Source organism: Virgibacillus sp. NKC19-16 (assembly GCF_021560035.1).
Classification (GTDB): domain Bacteria; phylum Bacillota; class Bacilli; order Bacillales; family Amphibacillaceae; genus Virgibacillus_L; species Virgibacillus_L salidurans.
The window spans coordinates 432,122-451,040 of the sequence record NZ_CP074373.1; the positions used below are offsets into that span (position 1 = coordinate 432,122).

Annotated in this window: 22 protein-coding genes; 20 read left to right on the forward strand and 2 right to left on the reverse strand. The window is 37.7% G+C overall.

Going from position 1 to position 18,919, the window contains the following annotated elements:
- Positions 1 to 61 precede the first annotated feature (61 nt).
- The 17 genes from KFZ58_RS02375 to KFZ58_RS02450 all read left to right on the forward strand — a co-directional run bounded on the left by KFZ58_RS02375 (position 62) and on the right by KFZ58_RS02450 (position 13,742).
- A complete protein-coding gene (locus KFZ58_RS02375) occupies positions 62 to 1,477 on the forward strand; it encodes an FtsK/SpoIIIE domain-containing protein (RefSeq protein ID WP_370642400.1) in 1,416 nt (471 codons plus the stop codon).
- Between the two features lie 128 nt (positions 1,478 to 1,605).
- Positions 1,606 to 2,574 carry a replication initiation factor domain-containing protein gene (locus KFZ58_RS02380; protein WP_235794640.1) on the forward strand — a complete coding sequence of 323 codons (969 nt, stop codon included), beginning with the start codon at positions 1,606 to 1,608 and terminating at the stop codon, positions 2,572 to 2,574.
- 28 nt (positions 2,575 to 2,602) lie between these two features.
- Complete coding sequence (locus KFZ58_RS19115) at positions 2,603 to 2,737, forward strand: hypothetical protein (RefSeq protein ID WP_255695018.1); 135 nt, start codon at positions 2,603 to 2,605, stop codon at positions 2,735 to 2,737.
- A 279-nt stretch (positions 2,738 to 3,016) separates the two neighbouring features.
- Positions 3,017 to 3,298, forward strand: a complete 282-nt coding sequence (locus KFZ58_RS02385) for a hypothetical protein (protein WP_235793267.1) — start codon at positions 3,017 to 3,019, stop codon at positions 3,296 to 3,298.
- Between the two features lie 11 nt (positions 3,299 to 3,309).
- Positions 3,310 to 3,597 carry a hypothetical protein gene (locus KFZ58_RS02390; RefSeq protein WP_235793268.1) on the forward strand — a complete coding sequence of 96 codons (288 nt, stop codon included), beginning with the start codon at positions 3,310 to 3,312 and terminating at the stop codon, positions 3,595 to 3,597.
- 9 nt (positions 3,598 to 3,606) lie between these two features.
- On the forward strand, positions 3,607 to 3,876 hold the full coding sequence (locus tag KFZ58_RS02395) for a hypothetical protein (RefSeq protein ID WP_235794641.1): 270 nt from the start codon (positions 3,607 to 3,609) through the stop codon (positions 3,874 to 3,876).
- Complete coding sequence (locus KFZ58_RS02400) at positions 3,873 to 4,850, forward strand: conjugal transfer protein (protein WP_235793269.1); 978 nt, start codon at positions 3,873 to 3,875, stop codon at positions 4,848 to 4,850. The genes KFZ58_RS02395 and KFZ58_RS02400 overlap by 4 nt, the downstream gene beginning before the upstream one ends.
- 12 nt (positions 4,851 to 4,862) lie before the next feature.
- The gene (locus KFZ58_RS02405) at positions 4,863 to 5,120 is read left to right on the forward strand and encodes a TcpD family membrane protein (protein WP_235793270.1); all 258 of its coding nucleotides are present in this window, start codon (positions 4,863 to 4,865) and stop codon (positions 5,118 to 5,120) included.
- Positions 5,121 to 5,131: 11 nt separating this feature from the next.
- The gene (locus tag KFZ58_RS02410) at positions 5,132 to 5,653 is read left to right on the forward strand and encodes a conjugal transfer protein (protein ID WP_235793271.1); all 522 of its coding nucleotides are present in this window, start codon (positions 5,132 to 5,134) and stop codon (positions 5,651 to 5,653) included.
- A complete protein-coding gene (locus tag KFZ58_RS02415) occupies positions 5,538 to 8,036 on the forward strand; it encodes an ATP-binding protein (protein ID WP_304956812.1) in 2,499 nt (832 codons plus the stop codon). Before KFZ58_RS02410 ends, KFZ58_RS02415 begins: the two co-directional genes overlap by 116 nt.
- A 38-nt stretch (positions 8,037 to 8,074) precedes the next feature.
- Positions 8,075 to 10,135: a CD3337/EF1877 family mobilome membrane protein gene (locus KFZ58_RS02420; protein ID WP_235793272.1), complete on the forward strand. Its 2,061-nt coding sequence runs from the start codon at positions 8,075 to 8,077 to the stop codon at positions 10,133 to 10,135.
- Positions 10,136 to 10,251: 116 nt separating this feature from the next.
- Positions 10,252 to 11,208, forward strand: a complete 957-nt coding sequence (locus tag KFZ58_RS02425; protein ID WP_235793273.1) for a lysozyme family protein — start codon at positions 10,252 to 10,254, stop codon at positions 11,206 to 11,208.
- Positions 11,209 to 11,210: 2 nt separating this feature from the next.
- Complete coding sequence (locus tag KFZ58_RS02430; protein ID WP_235793274.1) at positions 11,211 to 11,708, forward strand: YddI family membrane protein; 498 nt, start codon at positions 11,211 to 11,213, stop codon at positions 11,706 to 11,708.
- Positions 11,709 to 11,754: 46 nt separating this feature from the next.
- Positions 11,755 to 12,090, forward strand: a complete 336-nt coding sequence (locus KFZ58_RS02435) for a hypothetical protein (RefSeq protein WP_235793275.1) — start codon at positions 11,755 to 11,757, stop codon at positions 12,088 to 12,090.
- Positions 12,091 to 12,143: 53 nt separating this feature from the next.
- Positions 12,144 to 12,398, forward strand: a complete 255-nt coding sequence (locus tag KFZ58_RS02440; protein ID WP_235793276.1) for a hypothetical protein — start codon at positions 12,144 to 12,146, stop codon at positions 12,396 to 12,398.
- Between the two features lie 87 nt (positions 12,399 to 12,485).
- Positions 12,486 to 12,680, forward strand: coding sequence for a hypothetical protein (locus tag KFZ58_RS02445; RefSeq protein ID WP_235793277.1), 195 nt, complete (start codon positions 12,486 to 12,488; stop codon positions 12,678 to 12,680).
- 75 nt (positions 12,681 to 12,755) lie between these two features.
- The gene (locus KFZ58_RS02450; protein WP_235793278.1) at positions 12,756 to 13,742 is read left to right on the forward strand and encodes a recombinase family protein; all 987 of its coding nucleotides are present in this window, start codon (positions 12,756 to 12,758) and stop codon (positions 13,740 to 13,742) included.
- A gap of 24 nt (positions 13,743 to 13,766) precedes the next feature.
- Here KFZ58_RS02450 and istB read toward each other — a convergent pair whose 3' ends face one another.
- Together istB and istA are read right to left on the reverse strand one after the other, a co-directional pair.
- Positions 13,767 to 14,495 carry an IS21-like element helper ATPase IstB gene (istB, locus tag KFZ58_RS02455; RefSeq protein WP_235792328.1) on the reverse strand — a complete coding sequence of 243 codons (729 nt, stop codon included), beginning with the start codon at positions 14,493 to 14,495 and terminating at the stop codon, positions 13,767 to 13,769.
- The gene (gene istA / locus KFZ58_RS02460) at positions 14,488 to 15,981 is read right to left on the reverse strand and encodes an IS21 family transposase (protein ID WP_235792327.1); all 1,494 of its coding nucleotides are present in this window, start codon (positions 15,979 to 15,981) and stop codon (positions 14,488 to 14,490) included. Before istA ends, istB begins: the two co-directional genes overlap by 8 nt.
- A gap of 140 nt (positions 15,982 to 16,121) precedes the next feature.
- Between istA and KFZ58_RS02465 the strand changes: the two genes are divergently transcribed.
- The 3 genes from KFZ58_RS02465 (at position 16,122) to panF (ending at position 18,889) form a co-directional block, all read left to right on the forward strand.
- Positions 16,122 to 16,844, forward strand: coding sequence for a recombinase zinc ribbon domain-containing protein (locus KFZ58_RS02465; protein WP_235793279.1), 723 nt, complete (start codon positions 16,122 to 16,124; stop codon positions 16,842 to 16,844).
- 318 nt (positions 16,845 to 17,162) lie between these two features.
- Entirely contained in the window at positions 17,163 to 17,447 is a 285-nt protein-coding gene (locus tag KFZ58_RS02470) for a YhdT family protein (RefSeq protein ID WP_235793280.1), read from the forward strand.
- Complete coding sequence (gene panF / locus KFZ58_RS02475) at positions 17,444 to 18,889, forward strand: sodium/pantothenate symporter (RefSeq protein ID WP_235793281.1); 1,446 nt, start codon at positions 17,444 to 17,446, stop codon at positions 18,887 to 18,889. Before KFZ58_RS02470 ends, panF begins: the two co-directional genes overlap by 4 nt.
- Positions 18,890 to 18,919 lie beyond the last annotated feature (30 nt).

Sequence of the window (18,919 nt, forward strand, 5' to 3'; positions counted from 1 at the left end):
AAATAGTTGTGGCGGATACCTTAAAGTATCCAGTTAGACTTAAGGCGGTGGTGTTATTGTTGTGAAGCAATGGCTCAAGCAGCGTTTATGGAAGTACCGGGGGCATCGGATACGCCCTAGTGATTATCATGCGGTTTTACGATCTGGTATAGGCATTTTTATACCAGTTTTTTTATTGATGTTGCTGGTGTATTTTTGGGAAAGTTTCACCGGTTGGCGTGATTGGTTTCAAGTGGAAGCCATCATACGTCCACAGGATTGGGAATGGTCATTTATTCTTATAGGTATGCTTATAGCTGTGCTAGTTGGTGGGTTAGTCGTAGCTATAGCTTACTTTTGTTTTTACCGCCATTTCCAACACGTTTGGCATGAACAAAAGTTGGCTCGTATGTTAATTTCCAATCGTTTTTTAGAGAAGGAACAAAAAACAATGGATTCGATGTGGTCGCTTACGGAAAAGAAAGTGACGAAAGAAAAAATCACGTATTTTCCCCGTGCTTATTATCGGGTGAAAAGAGGTTATATACTTGTTCGTATTGCTTTAGATATGAGCCGTTTTCAAGACCGCTTTTTACATTTAGGTGAGGATTTAGAAAACGGTTTGTATTGTAATTTGGTAGAACGAGAAGTTGAAGAAAATTTTGTGAAGTATACCTTGCTTTATGATATGCAGAAAAATCGTATTCCAATTAAACAGGTAACCGTTGAGAATGGCGCTATGAGGTTGATGGATAATGTTTATTGGAAATTTGATAAAATGCCTCATATGTTGATTGCTGGTGGGACAGGTGGTGGAAAGACGTATTTTATATTGACGCTGATTGAAGCATTATTGACGTCTGGTGCGGATGTACGTATTTTAGATCCGAAACGGGCAGATTTAGCGGATTTAGAAACGGTGATGCCAGAGAAAACGGTGTTTTCTAAAAGCGCCGGTATTATGATGACGTTACGAAAATCGGTAGAAGAAATGTTGCAACGGTCAGAGGATATGAAACAAATGCCGTCGTATCAAACGGGTAGTAATTATGCAGATGTTGGATTACCGCCGGTATTTATCGTGTTTGATGAATTTGTGGCTTTTATGGAAATGTTAGACCCGAAAGAAAAGATGCAAGCATTGGAGTATATGAAACAACTGGTGATGCTTGGCCGGCAGATGGGTTACTTTTTAATTTTAGCTGCACAAAGACCCGATGCTAAATATTTAGCGGATGGTATACGTGATCAATTTAGCTTTCGTGTAGCGTTAGGTAAGATGAGTGAGTCTGGCTATGGCATGATGTTTGGTGATGTAGATAAAACATTTAGTTATAAAGGCATTAAAGGTCGTGGGTATGCAGATACAGGAACATCGGTGATTACAGAATTTTATACACCATTAGTACCAAGGGGGTATGATTTTTTGAAAAAAATTGGTCGTGCATCGGGAGAAGGGAGTGAGCGGCGGCGACGGCAGTCGCCAACGGCAGTGTAGAGCGAGCGACCGGATGCACGGAGGAAGGAGCGACAGCGGATGACGACTTATTACGAACCCCCCTAGCTAACAGGGGGGTAGTAATCGCAGAAAATAGAGAATGTGAAGTAGAAAACGCCTTAACAGCAATGGTTGACTATTTACGGGTGTCGTTTAAAACACATGATGTGGATTCTATTTTAGAAAACGTGGTTCATCTAAAACGAGATTTCATGCAGGAGAAGGAAACCGGTTTTTATGGCTATGTAGGTACTGTACAGCTAGATTATATTAAAGTGTTCTATTCCACTCCTGGTGATAGTCGAGGCGTACTAGTTGAAATGTCTGGCAAAGGTTGCCGGCAATTTGAAAGTTTCCTTCGGGCAAGGAATAAAACGTGGTATGACTTTTTTCAAGACTGTATCGCACATAACGGTTCGTTTACCCGTTTTGATTTGGCGCTGGATGATACGAAAACGTATTTCTCCGTGCCTTTTTTATTGGAAAAAATCAAACGGGCGGAATTGATTACCCGTTTTAAACGGATGGATTATAATGGTTCGTTTGATATTGGTGAAGAAAAGGAAGGTGGTACGACCCTTTATTTTGGTTCGAAAAAATCAGATGCTTATCTATGTTTCTATGAAAAGAATTATGAACAGGCGAGAAAGTATGAACGGGATGTTGAGGAATTTGGCGAATGGAATCGTTATGAAATCCGTTTAAAGGACGATCGAGCGCAAGTAGCCATAGAGATATTAATTGAAGAGCAGGATTTACGTTATGTTGCCCTTTCGATTGTCAATAATTATATTCGATTTGTTGATAGGCGTGATGATGTGTCAAAGGAATACTATGAAACTAGTGCTTTTTGGCAAGATTTTATTGGGGATGCAAGTAAACTTCGTCTGTATCAAAAGCCGGAAGAAGACTTTTATGAAAAATCTCGGAATTGGCTGAAAAACTCATGTGCCCCAACGATGAAGATGATTTTAGAATCGGACCAAGTGTTAGGTAATCAAGATTTGTCCGACATGATCGTAGAAGCTGAATTGTCGGATAAGCAGGAAAAGATGCTTGCTGTGTTTCTTGCAGATGTGGGAGATATGGTTTGTTAAATTGCTGATTAAAGAAGGGGACATAATCATGGAAGCATTAAAACAACAAGCAATTGAATTGAGAAAATCTATCAAATGGCATGAAAAGGAAATGGATAATCCTGCCTTAATGATGGGAATTTTAAACGAACTTGACTTTTTTATAGAGAATTTAAAGGTTTAGGACGTTGTGATTAACAGTTTAGTAGATTTTAAGCAGTTATGTCAGTGAACGGTTTATGACGCAGGAAAAAACGTAGTCTTTTTGAGATGAAGAATCCCCCTGCTACACTTTTGCGAGCCAGTCGCCTTGTGAGTTATCAAGGTTATTTTGAGCGACTGGCTGATTTTGGGGGTGCAGGGGGATGCAAGGTTCATCGCAAAAAGGAAACGGCTTTTTACGAGTAATAAATAGTGAACGGTGGTAGTAGCCGTCTTTAAAAATTCTATAAGGGGTGCTTGTATGGGATTGATTGTAGAGTTTGATAACAGATGGGCTTTTATCGAAACGTTAGATGCCCATGGTTTATTATCTTATTATGATGATCTAACTACCCAGTTAGTGGATATGGCAAAGGGTTTAACTAGTGGAGAAAGGGTTTCGGTTGGTGTTCATATGACCGATTATATATATAACTATCATTTTATAGTGCTTGATCTTTTGGAAGAGAATGAAGACAGCGGCCAATTAGAAATTGCTCGTGATGTTTATCGCTTTATGTATCTTACACATGATAAAACGTAGGAGGTATTTCTATGAAACAGGTAGAATTGATGAATCGTTCGATGCTGGAACAAAGATTAGACTCTGAGGGAATGATAGAAGCGACAGAAAAAGTGATCGAACGGATGAAAGAACATGTTCGGTCCATGGTTGTGCATCTTCATGAAGTTTTTTTAGTTGATGTTCGTTTGATGAAAAATGAGCTATTGGAAACGATTCGGGTTGCATTTACGACAACTGAAAATGAAGATCCACTTGAAGATAGAGAAATCGACCAACCTGTAAATGTCGTATTTTTACTCCTGGAACATGAAGGATAGTGATTGATGATGCGAACTATCAATCAACGCTTTCTGGGTTTAGGGTTTCAGGTCGGTATACCGTCGCAAGTGTTTATAAGGGATATATCCATACGTACGTCTTTGGTGGTTGAAGGTCATAGAGAAAAGGGTTATTCGACGTATCGGTATACGTTTTATAAGATTACCTATTATCCAAAGGGCAGCCATGAAAAGGTGTATATGGAAAATGCTTCTCCAAGAAGGGTGTTACAACGTGTAGCATCCTTTATTTCTTTTTTGGAAGGGGTGAGAAATTGAAGGCTTTTTTTAAAGATGTTTTTGGTCGTATGAAGAAAAGAAAGTCGCAGATTAAAAAACCGGAGAAACAGAAGAGTATTGTTAAAAAAGATACTTCTAGACGTACAGCTTTTCTAGTTTGGTTTATGATAACTGGTTTAGTTTTTCTTTCCTTTTTAGGTGTGATGCTTTCGTTATATACGCAATCATCTATGAATGATTGGAATGAGCATTTTGAAGCTAATGCTTCTGAAGATGAAGCAGAAGAAATGAATATTATTCGGACAGATCGTTATTTACGTGATTTTGTTCGGGAGTACATCAATGTAGAAAATGACCCTGAGTCCTTAGAACAAAGAAAAGCAGCATTACAGAACTATATGGTTATTAATAAAAATGCTGGTGAACAAGAAACTTATGATGAAACAGGAAATGGAAATATGGAAGGAACAAGAGAGTTAAAAAATCAACAACTTTTCCATGTAGAAGAAAAGGAAAATGAAACGATCTTTCAATATGAAGTCACTTATTCTAGTGTAGCGAATAATAACAATGAACGGCAAACGTTACTATTAAATATTCCTGTTGTTACGGAAAATGATCGTTTTGCGGTGGCCAGAGAGCCTTATTTTACGCAGGTCGATTATTTACAAGGCAATATTGAAGTAGAAGAAGAAGGAGAAAATTTGAATGCTTATACAGGGGCAAAACAGGAGGAAATACAGGTGTTTCTGGATGATTTCTTTACGGAATATGCTTCGGGAAATACAGATGATCTTGCTTATATGATGGAAGAACCAGAAACGTTACAAGGTGCGTTTACCTTTGAGGAAATCATAGATTTGCAAATGGAACAAAGAGAAGAAGGTTTTATTGTTCATGCCCAAGTAAGGCTGCTGGATGATGTGACCCAGTTACCGTATGAAATAGATGTAGAAATGCTTATTACTGATCAGCAAAATCATTATTATGTGGAACAATTGGATTATCAATAAGGAGGCGCAAAGATGGGAAACCTTTTTCAAGGCTTGCTTTTAGGTTCAACTGGTAATTTGCCAGATTTGGGTCAAGTAGAAAACTGGTGGTTAAATATTGTGGTGCAAGCCGTTACGATTATTGTTATCTATTTAGTTGCAAAGAATCTGGCACGTTTGCGTATCGGTGGCATTATCACTTGTATTTTGATTGGTGGTGCAGTTGTGTTTGTCATACAGAACTTTTCGCAAGTCACAACATGGGTTGAAAGCATCATTGAGCTGTTGTAAGGAGGTCTTACATGCGAACGGTATTTAATTATCGGCAGGCTTTACGTGAACCTAAAAAGATTCAACAAATTACAGAGAAATATTCTCTCCCGTTTTCGATTGAGTTAATACCAGCCATCAACTTTTTGGTATTTCTAATGATTACGGGATTTTTTCTGTATCTTTTGCGTACGGTTTTCCCCTATTTGCTGGAATGGACGTTTTTAGTGTTTCTGATCGGAATTCCGTTACTTTTAACCAGTATGATGCGAAAGATTCAGCCAGACGGAAAGAATATTTATCTCTATTTATATGATTTTGCGAAATACTTTTTTTGGGTGAAATTGCCAAAGAAGTATTTTTGTCACGATAAAAAGGTGACGTGGATGCGTGATAAAAAAATTCAGTTTCGGAAGTGTGTAAAGGTGGTGGATAAGGGTGAGCGTATTAAAAACGCCAATGAAAACAATGAGAGGCAACCTGTTATTAACGCAAACGGGCGACGTGTGGGGGTTGTATCGTATTCAGACAACATCCATTCCAAGGCAAAATGAGAAAGAGACGGCGTCTTATAAAAGGAACTGGAAACAGTTCTTTGAAGAATTAACGGATTATAAGGATTTTCACTTGATGATGTACCCGCAGGAATTTCGTTTAGGTGAACGTTTGGATGATTTAAAGCAGGATATAGCGATGGATGCGGATGATATGGCAGGTTATTACCTGCAGGAAACAACGAATTTATTGGAACAGCGTTTAGGAAAGTTAACCAAAAGTGATTTTATTTTAGGTGTTCGTTTGAAAATGGAAAATATTAAGGTGGATGCAGATTTAAAGGATAATATGTTTTCGGCTTTTTCCAGAGTCACGGACACGATTGTTAATTTGTTGGGTTGGGAACAGGATGTATCTGTTTCCTTCTTCCAACAATTTGATGAAGCAGAGGATGAATTATCAAAATTGGTTGCCATGGTTGGGGGTGTTCGGTTAACAGAGGAAGAGATGATTTATGTCAATCGGTATAACTTCCTGCGTGGCATTGATCATGACGTATCTGAACAATCGGATGATGCAACGCCAGAAGGTATTACAAATACTGTCATAGACCCTACTTCCTCTAGCTCTTTGAAGTTAAATGCGGAGGGTGACGAAGGGTATATATCTTTCTTGGTCGTGGATGAATTTCATCATAACATGGCAGAAAGTGAATTGTTTTATGAAGCACAATCCCTTCCTTTTTCCGTGGAAGTGGATATTAAGGCGCAGGCGGAAAATAAATCGAAAACAAAAATGAATGTCAATTTAAAAAAGCAACAGTTACGGCAATCGGCCAGAGAACAAAACCAAGTAGGAGATGAAACGGATGCTTCGGTAAGTGCCAGTGATTACCTTATCCGTGGTTTACAGGATGAAATCAAAAAAGATGATGTAAACATGTTTAATTGGGTAGCGGTGATTATTGTAGATGGTGAAACGAAAAAAGATTGCTTGCAGCGTGCCAAACTTGTCAAACGGCATATGAAGGCTGCTGGGATTACTTGCCGGATTCCGGTTGCTGATCAACTTTCCCTTTTTTATCAGTTTTTACCAGGGAAAAGTTTGGATATAACGAATCGGAACTGGTTGCAAAAAACAACGCAGGACGGACTGGCAGAAAACTTTTTCGGTGTTTATGCGGATGTTGGCTCGAAGGTTGGCTTTTTTATCGGATGGATTGATCGGTTTGAAAAGCATAAAGATTTAGCTTCGGCGATTGGTTCCAGTCGTGACCCGATCTTTTTTCATCCTTTCTTAGCCAATCAACAAGTGAAAGGTTCGAAAACACGAAGTCCCCATGTGTTGATTACAGGCGATACTGGAAACGGGAAATCTTTTTTAGCGAAACTGTTGTTTATTTATATCAGCATGATGGATGTAAAATCGCTGTATATTGACCCGAAAAAAGAATTGCGGAAGTGGATACGAAAAGTAATGTTGAGTCCACAAGTCAAACGGGATTATCCTTTATTTGTTGAACATCTGAAAAAATTTCATTTTACTACGTTGGATGCGGAAGATGAATCTAACTGGGGAGCATTAGACCCGATTGTATTTCTTCCACCGATGCAGGCTAGAGAAATGATCGAAACGATCTTTTCGCAAGTTTATAGTTTCAAGGGTAAAGATGATATTCACACGGCTTTTTTAAAGGCTGTGACAGAAGTCTTGGAGCGAAAAGAACAAGGCGAACAGGTTGGAAGTAAACATGTGGTTGATATTCTTTGTAAACATGATGAATCAATGATACGGAAAGCTGGAGAGTTTCTAGCCGAAGTTACAAACGATTCTATTATGAAGCTGTGTGTGCATGATGGCTCGCAAGATGCGTTATCACTTCATCAGCGTATTAGTATTGTGGAGATCGAAAATTTGGACTTACCGGAGGTAACGGATAGCGTGGAAAGTTATACCAACGCACAAATGAAATCCAGTGCTGTTATGTATGCGCTAGGAAAGTATTGTGAACTATTCGGTCAAGATAAAGAAGAACGGACAGCGGAGTTTATCGATGAGGCGTGGATGCTTACTTCTAATCCAACTGGAAGGAAAGTTGAAAAGCAAATGCGCCGTGTTGGTCGGAGTTATAAAAATGCCCTTTTCTTTATTTCGCAGTCAACAAAAGATGCTTTGAGGGAAGAAGAAAGTGGCAACTTTGGTGTTGCCTTTGCCTTTGATGAGCCGACAGAACGGGATGACGTTTTAAAGTGGATGAACATGGAAGCTACCGAGGAAAATATAGATATGTTGGAGCAGATGTATCAAGGGCAGTGTTTATTTAAGGATTATTATGGACGGACAGCTAAAATGAGTGTGGAGTGCTTGTTTGATGAATGGGCTGGTGCATTTGAAACAATTGAGGGGACAGCAGTTGCACAAGCAGAGGAAAAATATTTGTAGGGTCACTTTCTGAAGTGGCTCTTTTTAGGAGGGAGTTTGTGAGGTGGCTTAAGCGTTCGTTGCTTTGGTTGATGGTGTTACTCCTTTTTTTGATTCCTGCAAGTGGGGTTGTTTTTGCAGAATATAAAGATCATGCAGATTATATGTCTGAACCGGAGATAGAAACACAGGGAGGCATTGAGTTAGAAAGTACCCGGATTCCGATTGATCGTTATAACGTAAATAATGAGGCAGAGGAAGATATGATAAAGGGTGCATTTTTGGGATTTTCTAATGCGATATTTACATTTACAGGCTATATTGTGACAGGTGTTGATACAGCGTTACAAGAATTATTTACGCTTGAGCCGATTGATCGTTTTTCGGGGCATATTAATTTAATATCGCAGTCAATCTATGACACCCTTCAGGATTATTTTGGACAGATGCTTTTTGTCTTTGCGGTCAGTTATATGATTTATTTGGCAGTGGCAAAGGGCACGTTTCAGGAAGCATTTCGCCGTTCGGTTTTATTTCTGATGGTGCTTCTTTTTGGCGGCTATTGGATGTTAAATGCTGGTTACTTTGTTAGTACATTGAATAATCTTTCAGTAGAAGTACAGGGTTATTTATTAGAAGCAGGTAACGGGTTAATTACGATGGTAGAAGATGAAGGTGGTGTTTATGAACAGGCAAGTGAGATAGAGTTGGAGAATCCGGTAAGTGGAACAATTGGTATGATGCGTAATGTGTATTTTGATATGTCTTTTAAGCGTCCGTATTTGATTATAAATTATGGGGAAACAGATGAACAGACGATTAATAATGCGTATGAGTATTCTTCAGAAGATTTACCGGGGGGAGAAGATTATAACCGTGTTGATCGTTTGCTTGCTTATGAGCGTACCGAGGATGGTTTAGAACAAAAACAAGAATATATAAAGAACTTTGAATTAAGGGATTATAATAATCAGTCTATGGCTGAAGGTTCAGTTTGGAGACAATCAGGGCAAGTGCTTATAGCTTTTTTAGCAGCGGTTTTTCTTGCCATTCCATTTCTGGGTTTAGGCATTTTAAACTTTGTGCTTCAGTTAATTGCTTTGGCTTTAGCGTTCTTTTTACCTTTTGCCTTCATTGTCTCGTATATTCCTCAATTTGCCTATAGTGGATTTAAGGTATTTCTTAAGTTATTGACTACGTTTGTGGTAAAGGCAATGCTTGCTTTAGTTATTGTGTTTGTTTTTGCTTTGACTTATGTGGTAGATGTAATGATACCGCCGGAGTCTTTCCCAATGTATCTGGTGAATATGATTACGTTGATTGCATTGCTTCTATTGATGATGAAAAAACGGGATGCCATGGTGAAGTTGGTTACGGCTGGACGTGTGCAGTCCATGGACGGTAACTTCATGAATAATGTACAGCAAAGAATGGTAAGTCCTGCCATGGATAAGACAGCGAAAGCTGTTTCGCATTTCCATCCTGGTGCTGGAAAAGCGATACAAAATGTGAATCGAATGCAACAGGCGGCTACACTTTCTGATAGTGCTTCTGGTAGTATCAATCAAAGTCATTTACGTAAGGAACGTACACCGCAACATTCTGGTTCTGAAACGTCGCCATCTGAAAGTCATCACTCAGAGAAGCCATCTTCTAATCGTCGTGAGCGTACTTCCCAGCATGATCATGTTTCCGAAGTATCTTCTGGAGATGAGAAGGAAGGCAATACATCTTCAAGTGGTGGTAAGTATTCTTCGCCATCTGTTGTTCATTTAGAAGATCGTAAGAAAGAGAAAACACAGCAGAATGAAGATACAACAAAGGCAAAAGATAAGTATTTTTCCAATTCTAAGGAAAAATCCTCTAAAACATGGTTAGGCAACAAATTTTATCGTTCAAAACCATTAGAAAGTAATTCTTATCATTCTTCTGGAAAAGATAAGAGCCATCAACCTCAAAAACAGCAAAGTCAAACATCACAAAAGGAAAATCGTTCGAAAGTAAGGCGTTTTGGTGCTTCTAGGCAACCGGAGGGAGTAAAACGGAGTAAACAGTCTAAGGCGGATATAAAAAGAGAAAAAAATGCTTCAAGCAAAGAGTATGACGGAAAAGGTCATTAAGGAATGTCTATGGGCATTCCTTTTTTGGTGGTGATAATGTGAAGGGGATTAACGGTGTTTTCTTGTTTTTCTTTGGTTTGATGATGTTTGTGTTTTTGTTTTTAGGGGGTGTGATAATGGTGATTTCAGGCAATGAGCCTCCAGAAGAAGAAAACAATGGAAATCAACAGCAAACGGATGCGCCTTCCTGTCGTTTTAATACGATTAATGATGATGTGGAACGTTACCGTGATTATTTTGAAAAATATGCCTTTGAAAACGGCATTGAAGATCACACAGAAATTTTAATGGGGATGACCATGCAGGAGTCTGGAGGAAGATTAGCAGATGTGATGCAATCTTCAGAATCCATGAGAGACCCTGTTAATACGATTAGCGACCCAGAAACATCTATAGAACAAGGTGTATCGTATTTTGCGGATGTATTAGAACAGGCAGACGGTGATACGGAATTAGCGTTACAAGCCTATAACATGGGTAGTGGCTATATTAATTATGTAGAGGAAAATAACAATGGTGAATATAGTCAGGAATCAGCTGAAGCCTTTGGGAATGAACAAGCGATGGAAATGGGGTGGGATAATTATGGTGATGAAAACTATGTAGATAATGTGATGCGTTATTTAGAAAAATGTGATGGTACAGATGGCGAAGGTGATGGTGATTGGGGATTGCCTTTAGATTTAATAACAGTAACTTCGGAGTTTGGCATGCGTGAACACCCTATTTATAACGAACAGCGATTACATGCTGGTATTGATTTTGGTTGTAGTACCGGTGATGATCTTTATGCGGTTGCAGATGGAACGGTAATTGTTGCAACGGTACAAAATAGCGGTTTGGGGCAACATGTAAAGATTGAGCATGCTAGTGATGAATATAGTGTTTATGGTCATATGTCAGATATATCTGTGAGTACATGGGATGATGTAGATCAAGGCGATAAGATTGGAGAATGTGGCTCTACAGGGGCTTCAACCGGTGCCCATTTACACTTAGAATATCATACGGCAAATCATGCTAGTAATGATGATAAAGAAGACCCTAGAGAAGTGTTAGGATTGGAGGAATAACGTTGAAAAAATTGATAGCTGCCTTGCTTGTTTTACTGTTGGCTGGAGGGTATTTGTGGTTGGAAAATTCTCATTTAAAGAATGAGGCTTCATTTTTAAAAGCTGAGTTGGAAGAGATGGAAGGTATTCAAAATGAATCAGTGATTCATGAGGAAGCCGGAGAAAGTGCTAGACATTTTGTGGAAGGTTATTTTGTATATGAAAATAAACCCAATCAAGTGGATGTTGAACCGTATGCAGAACCTCAGGTTTTAGATCAGTTGCAATTTGAAGAAACTGTACAAGAAGATGATAACATGAAAGTGGTTAGGTCTAGTGTTTCAGATGTGAATGTTTATCACGGTCAGTCAACGGATGATCGGCAGGAAACGGTCGTTATTTTTGATAATGAGATATTAGTAGATGGTATTGAAAGTGCTACATTAACGGTTTTAGTTTTGGATATGGGAATCAATGATGAGAGTTGGAAAGTGAGGGATTTTGATTTTTACCAATTATAAGTTATGATACAGGAAATGACTGTAAGAAATGGGAGGACATAAAGACATGAAAGGAAAGGTCTTCTTTTTGGTTTGTTTATTTTTATTGTTGGTTGGTTGTGGTGGTTCGGAATATGAAGATTTAATAGAAAGTACTGTAAATGAAGTGGAGAGTAGTTTAGTTGGTTCATATGAAGATTTAAATGTTCGTGAAAATGCTTATATTTATGTTTGGGATAATGGTAGATATATAGGTGTATCCTTGGATGTAGAAGGTATGTCGCAACCAGATTATTTTTATGAAATAGTTGAAGGGGATTATGAAGCTATTAGAGGTTATGAGATTGATCAGTTAATGGAAAAAGAGCCTGACTATCGTGAACAGTTTGGAGAGGAAATATAATCATGTTAGTATTAAAGAACTAACAAAATAAAGTGTTATTAGGAGTGATTGTGGTGTCAGAATTTGAAGATAAAGTATTAGAATTGTTGGTAGAAAATAATCAACGGCTTAATAATATAAAATCAGATTTAACAGATGTAAAAAAGAAAGCAAATATGACACATCAAGAAGTTATATCTTTGCGTGAAGATGTAACAATGCTTAAAGAAAATAAAGATGGGATTGAAAAAGAGCAAGTATATCAATTCTCAAAATGGGCAGAGCATGATAGGCGTATTGACAAGATCGAACGAAAAATTATGTTTTGATAAGCATATATGTGAAAGAGCAGGTGAAAAATATCTGCTCTTTTTTTGTTGCTTTAAATAATGGTTTTGTAAGGGGAGGTTAAAAAAATGGCTAAAAAGATACAAGAGATGATGGGGCATCCTGATAGTTATGAGATGATAAATGAAAGAACGATTAAAAAATATAATCATGAAAATAAAATGTGGGTCACAATGAAATTTAATAATGAGGAAAATAATGATGATGGAATTAATCATTTTAAAGAACTATTAAGACAAAATTTTATAGATTCATTTTCTTAAAGCCCTTAAAGGCTGTATTTTTTTTGTCTAAAATACTATAATTTCATTGTAGAGCCTCAAAAGAGGTGATTTTTAATGAAAGAAAAGAGGAAAATTGTTAGGACATTGTATCGTGTCTCAACAAATAAGCAATTAGATAAAGATGATATTCCAATACAAAGATTTGCTTGTAAAGAATTCTTAAAAGGTAAGGAAGAGTGGTATTACGACGAAGAAAACTCCTATGTCGAAAAAGGGGTTTCTGGTTTTAAAAAATCATCAAAAGAACGTAATGTATTACAAACTCTTATGAATGATGCTAGTAATGGTGACTTTGATATTCTGCTTGTTTATATGTTTGATAGGATAGGGAGGCAAGAGTATGATACTCCTTTTATTCTTAAAACATTGGATAACTTGGGAATAGAATTATGGTCTGTTGAAGAGGGGAGACAAAGTTTTAAAGATCATAGTGATGATTTGATTAACTTCATTCGATTTTGGCAAGCAAGCGGTGAAAGCAAGAAGACTTCTTTAAGGGTGAAGGAAAGCCTTAAACAAAAAATTTTAGATGGTAAATTTACAGGTGGTTCAGCTCCATATGGTTATAAATTAGTACAGAGTGGCCAATTTAATAAAAAAGGTAAAGAGCTGATGATGCTGGTGCGAAGTCATGAAGAAGCTAAAATTGTAACATTAATATATTTGTTATCAAATAAGAAAGGTTATGGGGGAAATCGAATAGCAAAATATTTGAATGAAAATGATATTAAGACAAGAAATGGCAACTCTTGGAGGGCAACAACTGTCGATTATGTGTTAAGAAATCCAGTTTACAAAGGTTATCTTGTATCTTCTAGAACATCGGTAGGTAACAATGGTAAAGCAAGAACCAATAAATCTAATGAATGGGTTCAGTCTAGGGAAAAAATAGAAGAGTTAGAAATTATTGATGAGGATATTTGGGAAGAAGTTCAAAAGCAAAGAAATGGTAGAAATTATAAAAAGAGTGGGGATAAAAATACAAATTTAAGTGTTGTGTTTTGCAAGCAAAAAGTCGAGAATAATGCAAAGAAAAGTTGAGAACTTTGCCAGCCCTTATTTCGGTTAGGAGTGATGATTCGATAATGCATGTTTTACACGGTAACTATCTCCAGTAAAACTCAAGATATGAGCGTGGTGAATGATACGATCTACCAAAGCAGCGGTTAACCGCGCATCCACAAATATTTTATTCCATTGGCTAAACTCTAAGTTAGATGTAATGACAAGGCTGCGCTGTTCATACCAATCAGAGATGAGCTGAAATAGTAATTCAGCACCATCCTTGCTAAACGGAACGTAGCCCATTTCATCTAAAATAATCATACTAACTTTATTAAACTTGTTGCGAAATTGTTGGTAGCGTCCTTCTCTCCACGATTTCTCAAGCAATTCTACCAAATCGGCCACTCGATAAAAACGAACATCATATCCATTTCTACAAGCTTTCCTGCCCAATGCAGTCACAAGATGCGACTTCCCGGTGCCTGGCGCTCCAGTCAATACTAAATTCTCTTTTCTATCTATAAAATGGAGCGATTCAAGTGCGCTTCTGTCAAGTTGTGGAGGGAATCGAACATGATCACTCCACTGATAATTTTCTAATTCCTTTTCATTCATAAACTTAGCCCTTTTGATTAATCGTTCTCCTTTTGCGGCTTCTCTTAAATCCAATTCTTCCTGTAATAGTGTTGTCAAGAACTGCTCTGGATTTTCAAAAGGTACTTTCTCATACACATCTGCCAGATGTGCTAATCGTAGTGCTTTACATTTTTCACGTATTGAATTAGACATGTGACACCTCCACCTTGGTTTTCCTATTTTCCGTAGGTTGAAGTGAGTCGTAAATGCTCCAATTCACATCATAAGGATGATCAATGGTGTTCTGGGATGATGCTCCTTCCACTTCCTCGATAGGTGCTAATTCATAGAATCTATCATTTATTTCCACCATGTCATACTTGGTTATGAAACTAAAAAGCCATTTAACCCGTTCTTTTCGCAGTTCCGTCGATTCAATATTTAAGTGATGGGCGATCCTTCCAGGTAAATAAGGGAAATACCGTGAATATACAATGGATCTTGGTTTTCGCATCCAATTATTTAGTATCGATTTCCATGGTATTTCTCTCGTTTTATTCATATAGGCTCGTGGCCCTTCGGAAAGCATTTCCCCATGCATCGAAACTACCTTATATCGGTCCCAATAGGTGATTAAATGTAATTTGTTATAGTGATAACTATTTGGGACATGCACCGCCTGTTTATCAATGATTACTTCACCATATTTATTAGCAGTAACCGTGGATTCTTTAAATACGGGATATTCATTCTCAGGTAATGCCAAGCCATATTTCTTTTCTTCTTCCATTAAATCAGCAATGATATACCCTTTCTTATAATGTTTTCGCTGATGATCTTTTTTACTATGTTCCAGCAATAAACAGCGCAAGTGCGTTAAATCTTCTATGACAGGTGACGGTGTGAAGAAATTATATCGAACATAGCCCACCTTATTTTCAACATGCCCTTTCTCATTGCCTTTTCTCGCATTGCAGGCTTGTGGCTCAAATCCATAATGGCTGCTGAAACGTTGAAAGGCATCTGTGAAAATAGTTTCCTGCCCTCGTCCTCTAGCTTGAACCACTGCAGCTGAAAGATTATCCAAGCGCAGCTTTCTTGGAACATATCCAGCCTGTACAAAAAGCATTTTAATGCCTTCTAAAAAACATTCCTGATTTTCTGCAGGTAAAGGAACTACTAATCCACCATTACTATATGGGAAACTCATAATTAAACAATGAACATCCTTCACTTTTCCCTCTTGCACAACCTCTGTGACGCCAAAGTCTACCTGGGCTTCCGCCGGTGGATGTGTTAGCCTTTCTGCTTCTTCTTTTATTTCATCAGACTCATCTAACACCTTATCTTTCCACTCTTTCACATAGACGCATACCGTCCGGTATGAACCTGGAAAACCCAACTTCTGTAGCTGTTCAAAAATGTTTTTATTATTTCTTCTTAATTTCTTTTTAAGCGCATAGTCCTCTGTTAACCAATCCGATACAATTTCGCCCCACTTTTCTTCATACATCATTCCTCTCTTTTTCGATTCTCTTTCCTTCGGTAACTGATCCTCATCCGCATACTTCTTCACCGTTTCCCAACAAAAACCAGTACGTTTTACAATTTCGTTGATCGATAGTGATTTAATATTCCTTAATTTTTTGATATGATTAATTTCAGGCATTGCCAGCATTCCTTTCATTACTCCCATCATTAACAGTTTAGTCGCTATTAACGATAGGGTTTTTTGATCGGGCTGGCAAGCCTTTTTTATTTGTGCAACCTTCTAAGATTTTAGTTGCAATACTCTCTACTTTTATTATGCACTAAACAAGTGTTACTACAAAAAGTCCTTTGCTTTTAACAGGTATGGGGTTAATAAGCTGTGGATATTGTGGTTCGCCATTAACTACAACTTATAATACTAAATCTTACACTAGAAAAAATGGAGAAAAGGTTAAAAGGAGAAGTCCTAAGTATAGATGTAGCGGCAAGGCTCATAAAATGACTAAGTGTGCTGGACAAACCATATATTCTCATAATAGAATTGAATCTGTTTTTTTGAATGAAATATCAAAGTTTATAGAAGGATTTCGAGAGGAAGACCTGGAAAAAAGAATTAAAAGTTCTGTTAATAGGATTGAAAAGAAATCTGATGTAGAATTAAAAAGTCAAAAAAGAAAATTATCTAAGAATAAGAAGGAATTGGAAGTGCTACATGATGAAGTAGTTAAAAGTTTGACTGGTGACAGTAGTTTTACTCCCGAATTGTTAAATGAATTGATGAAGAAAAAGGAAATCACAATCAAAGAAATTGAAAACAAAATTGAAATATTGGAAAAGGATTTACAAAAGGAAAAAGATGAGATTGGACAAATAGAGAAGATAAAGTCATTTATTCCCGATTGGAAAAATGAATTTGAAAATCTTGATTTGCCTGAAAAGAAGGTGGCAATAAGTAAAATTATCAAACAAGTAACAGTCTATAGAGAAGAAATAAAAATCGAATTTAATTTTAATATCAAAGAGTTTATTGACAGCATTAACTTTAATAAAAAAGTCGACCAAGTTTCTTGAATTTCACTATCCATTAATCGTATGAGTGAAGAAATTGAAAAAAATAGCATGGTCGACTGATAATCTAATTTAATTACTAACATGTTTCGGGGCAGTGAAAGCACCTAACGAGGACTCCCAGCTGAGCTAATGCCCCGGTGGATAATATGATCAATCCGAAATATATTCTACATGTTTTCTATTTCTTTTTCAAGTAAATTGGTAGTAGAATATTTATTGATATATATTTTATATAATTTTTTAAATATTTACAAACATATATACTATGCGTTATAGTATAGAAGAAAACGATTGAAAGTAGAAAAAGGAGCATTGGCAATGAAACATAATAATCTAGTAAATAATGACTATCGTTTTAAAATAGCCAATAGGGAAGCATTAATTGGTGTGGGCCTTGCTATTTTTAACTTTATCTGGTGGTATGGATTTGCCTATGGACTCGGGAGCAAGGATCCTAGTGAATATAGTTATGTATTCGGATTTCCGGCATGGTTTTTTTATAGCTGTGTGCTTGGAGTCATCGTAATGTCTGTGCTGGTCATCATTGTTGTGAAGAAATTCTTTGTAGATGTTCCATTTGATGATGAGGGAGAGGACAAATGAACTGGCAGGCTTTAATTCCATTAATAGGGTTTTTAATACTTATTTTCATTATCGGGATCTGGACAAGCAGACATCTTAAGGGATCAAGTTCCTTCTTGCAGGATTATTTTTTAGGTGGCAGGAGCCTCGGTGGCTTTATTTTGGCGATGACGATGACTTCTACATATGGGAGCGCCAGCAGCTTTATTGGTGGCCCCGGTTCTGCCTATAACGAAGGCTTAGGTTGGGTTTTACTGGCGATGTCCCAGGTTGCTACGGGTTATTTTGTGTTAATGGTTTTAGGTAAAAAGTTTGCGATTGTAACAAGAAGATATAAAGCTGTTACGATGGTCGATTTTTTAAAGGAAAGGTATCAATCCAAATGGGTAGTCTTGTTCTCGGCATTCAGTATTATTGTATTTTTATTCTCAGCAATGGCAGCACAATGGATTGGTGGGGCTAGATTAATAGAATCTTTAACTGGCCTATCCTACATAGGAGCATTGTTTATATTCGCCTTATCTGTACTTATTTACGTGACAATTGGTGGATTTCGGGCGGTTGCTTTGACGGATGCGATTCAGGGCAGTGTGATGTTCGTTGGAACGTTGATTTTGTTAATTGCCACAATCATTGCTGGTGGCGGGGTATCTGCAATTATGTCTGATCTTGCCACGGAGAATCCAAATTTGATAACACCATTTGGAGCAGATGGGTCATTAACGCCACGATATGTATCATCCTTTTGGATACTTGTCGGTGTCGGGGTTGTTGCATTGCCACAGATTACAGTGAGGGCAATGTCTTATAAAAATTCAAAATCGATGCACCGGGCATTAATTATTGGAACGATCGTAGTCGGATTTATCATGCTTAATATGCACCTGATTGGTGTGTTTGCACGACCGATTTTACCAGGCATTGAAGTGGGTGATAGAGTCATGCCGTTGATTGCGCTTGAGGTTTTGCCCGCGTGGCTGGCTGGAGTTGTGTTGGCAGCACCAATGGCAGCAATTATGTCCACAGTGGATTCATTGCTGTTGTTAGTTAGTTCTACGATTGTAAAAGATGTTTACATAAATTATGTAGAGCCAAAGGCATCATATAAAAAGGTCATGCGATTAAGTATTGGCGTGACAGCTGTTTTAGGGATCATCGTATTTTTATTAGCGTTGGATCCGCCTGATTTAATTATTTGGCTAAACCTATTTGCATTTGGCGGGTTGGAAGCTGCATTTATTTGGCCGATTGTGCTGGGGCTCTATTGGCGCAAAGGGAATAAATACGGGGCACTGGCCTCGATGATCGCAGGGGTTGGGCTATATGTATTATCTGATACATTCTTCCCGCAGCCGCTGGGATTACATTCGGTCGTGCTGCCAGTCGTCCTGTCATTGATAGCCTATGTTGTGGTTAGTTTGGGGACCCAGCGAAAAGCGGATGTAGAAAATGTAGGAATTTAAAATATAAAGGGCGAGCTTGCGTAAGCTCGC

Coding starts and splice junctions, on each gene's coding strand:
- istB (WP_235792328.1), bottom strand. CDS start 14,495: ATGTCTAATTCAATACGTGAAAAATGTAAAGCACTACGATTAGCACAT.
- KFZ58_RS02470 (WP_235793280.1), top strand. CDS start 17,163: ATGAAACATAATAATCTAGTAAATAATGACTATCGTTTTAAAATAGCC.
- KFZ58_RS02390 (WP_235793268.1), top strand. CDS start 3,310: ATGAAACAGGTAGAATTGATGAATCGTTCGATGCTGGAACAAAGATTA.
- KFZ58_RS02395 (WP_235794641.1), top strand. CDS start 3,607: ATGCGAACTATCAATCAACGCTTTCTGGGTTTAGGGTTTCAGGTCGGT.
- KFZ58_RS02405 (WP_235793270.1), top strand. CDS start 4,863: ATGGGAAACCTTTTTCAAGGCTTGCTTTTAGGTTCAACTGGTAATTTG.
- KFZ58_RS02425 (WP_235793273.1), top strand. CDS start 10,252: ATGGTGATTTCAGGCAATGAGCCTCCAGAAGAAGAAAACAATGGAAAT.
- KFZ58_RS02435 (WP_235793275.1), top strand. CDS start 11,755: ATGAAAGGAAAGGTCTTCTTTTTGGTTTGTTTATTTTTATTGTTGGTT.
- KFZ58_RS19115 (WP_255695018.1), top strand. CDS start 2,603: ATGGAAGCATTAAAACAACAAGCAATTGAATTGAGAAAATCTATCAAA.
- KFZ58_RS02385 (WP_235793267.1), top strand. CDS start 3,017: ATGGGATTGATTGTAGAGTTTGATAACAGATGGGCTTTTATCGAAACG.
- KFZ58_RS02450 (WP_235793278.1), top strand. CDS start 12,756: ATGAAAGAAAAGAGGAAAATTGTTAGGACATTGTATCGTGTCTCAACA.
- istA (WP_235792327.1), bottom strand. CDS start 15,981: ATGATGGGAGTAATGAAAGGAATGCTGGCAATGCCTGAAATTAATCAT.
- panF (WP_235793281.1), top strand. CDS start 17,444: ATGAACTGGCAGGCTTTAATTCCATTAATAGGGTTTTTAATACTTATT.
- KFZ58_RS02380 (WP_235794640.1), top strand. CDS start 1,606: ATGGTTGACTATTTACGGGTGTCGTTTAAAACACATGATGTGGATTCT.
- KFZ58_RS02410 (WP_235793271.1), top strand. CDS start 5,132: ATGCGAACGGTATTTAATTATCGGCAGGCTTTACGTGAACCTAAAAAG.
- KFZ58_RS02445 (WP_235793277.1), top strand. CDS start 12,486: ATGGCTAAAAAGATACAAGAGATGATGGGGCATCCTGATAGTTATGAG.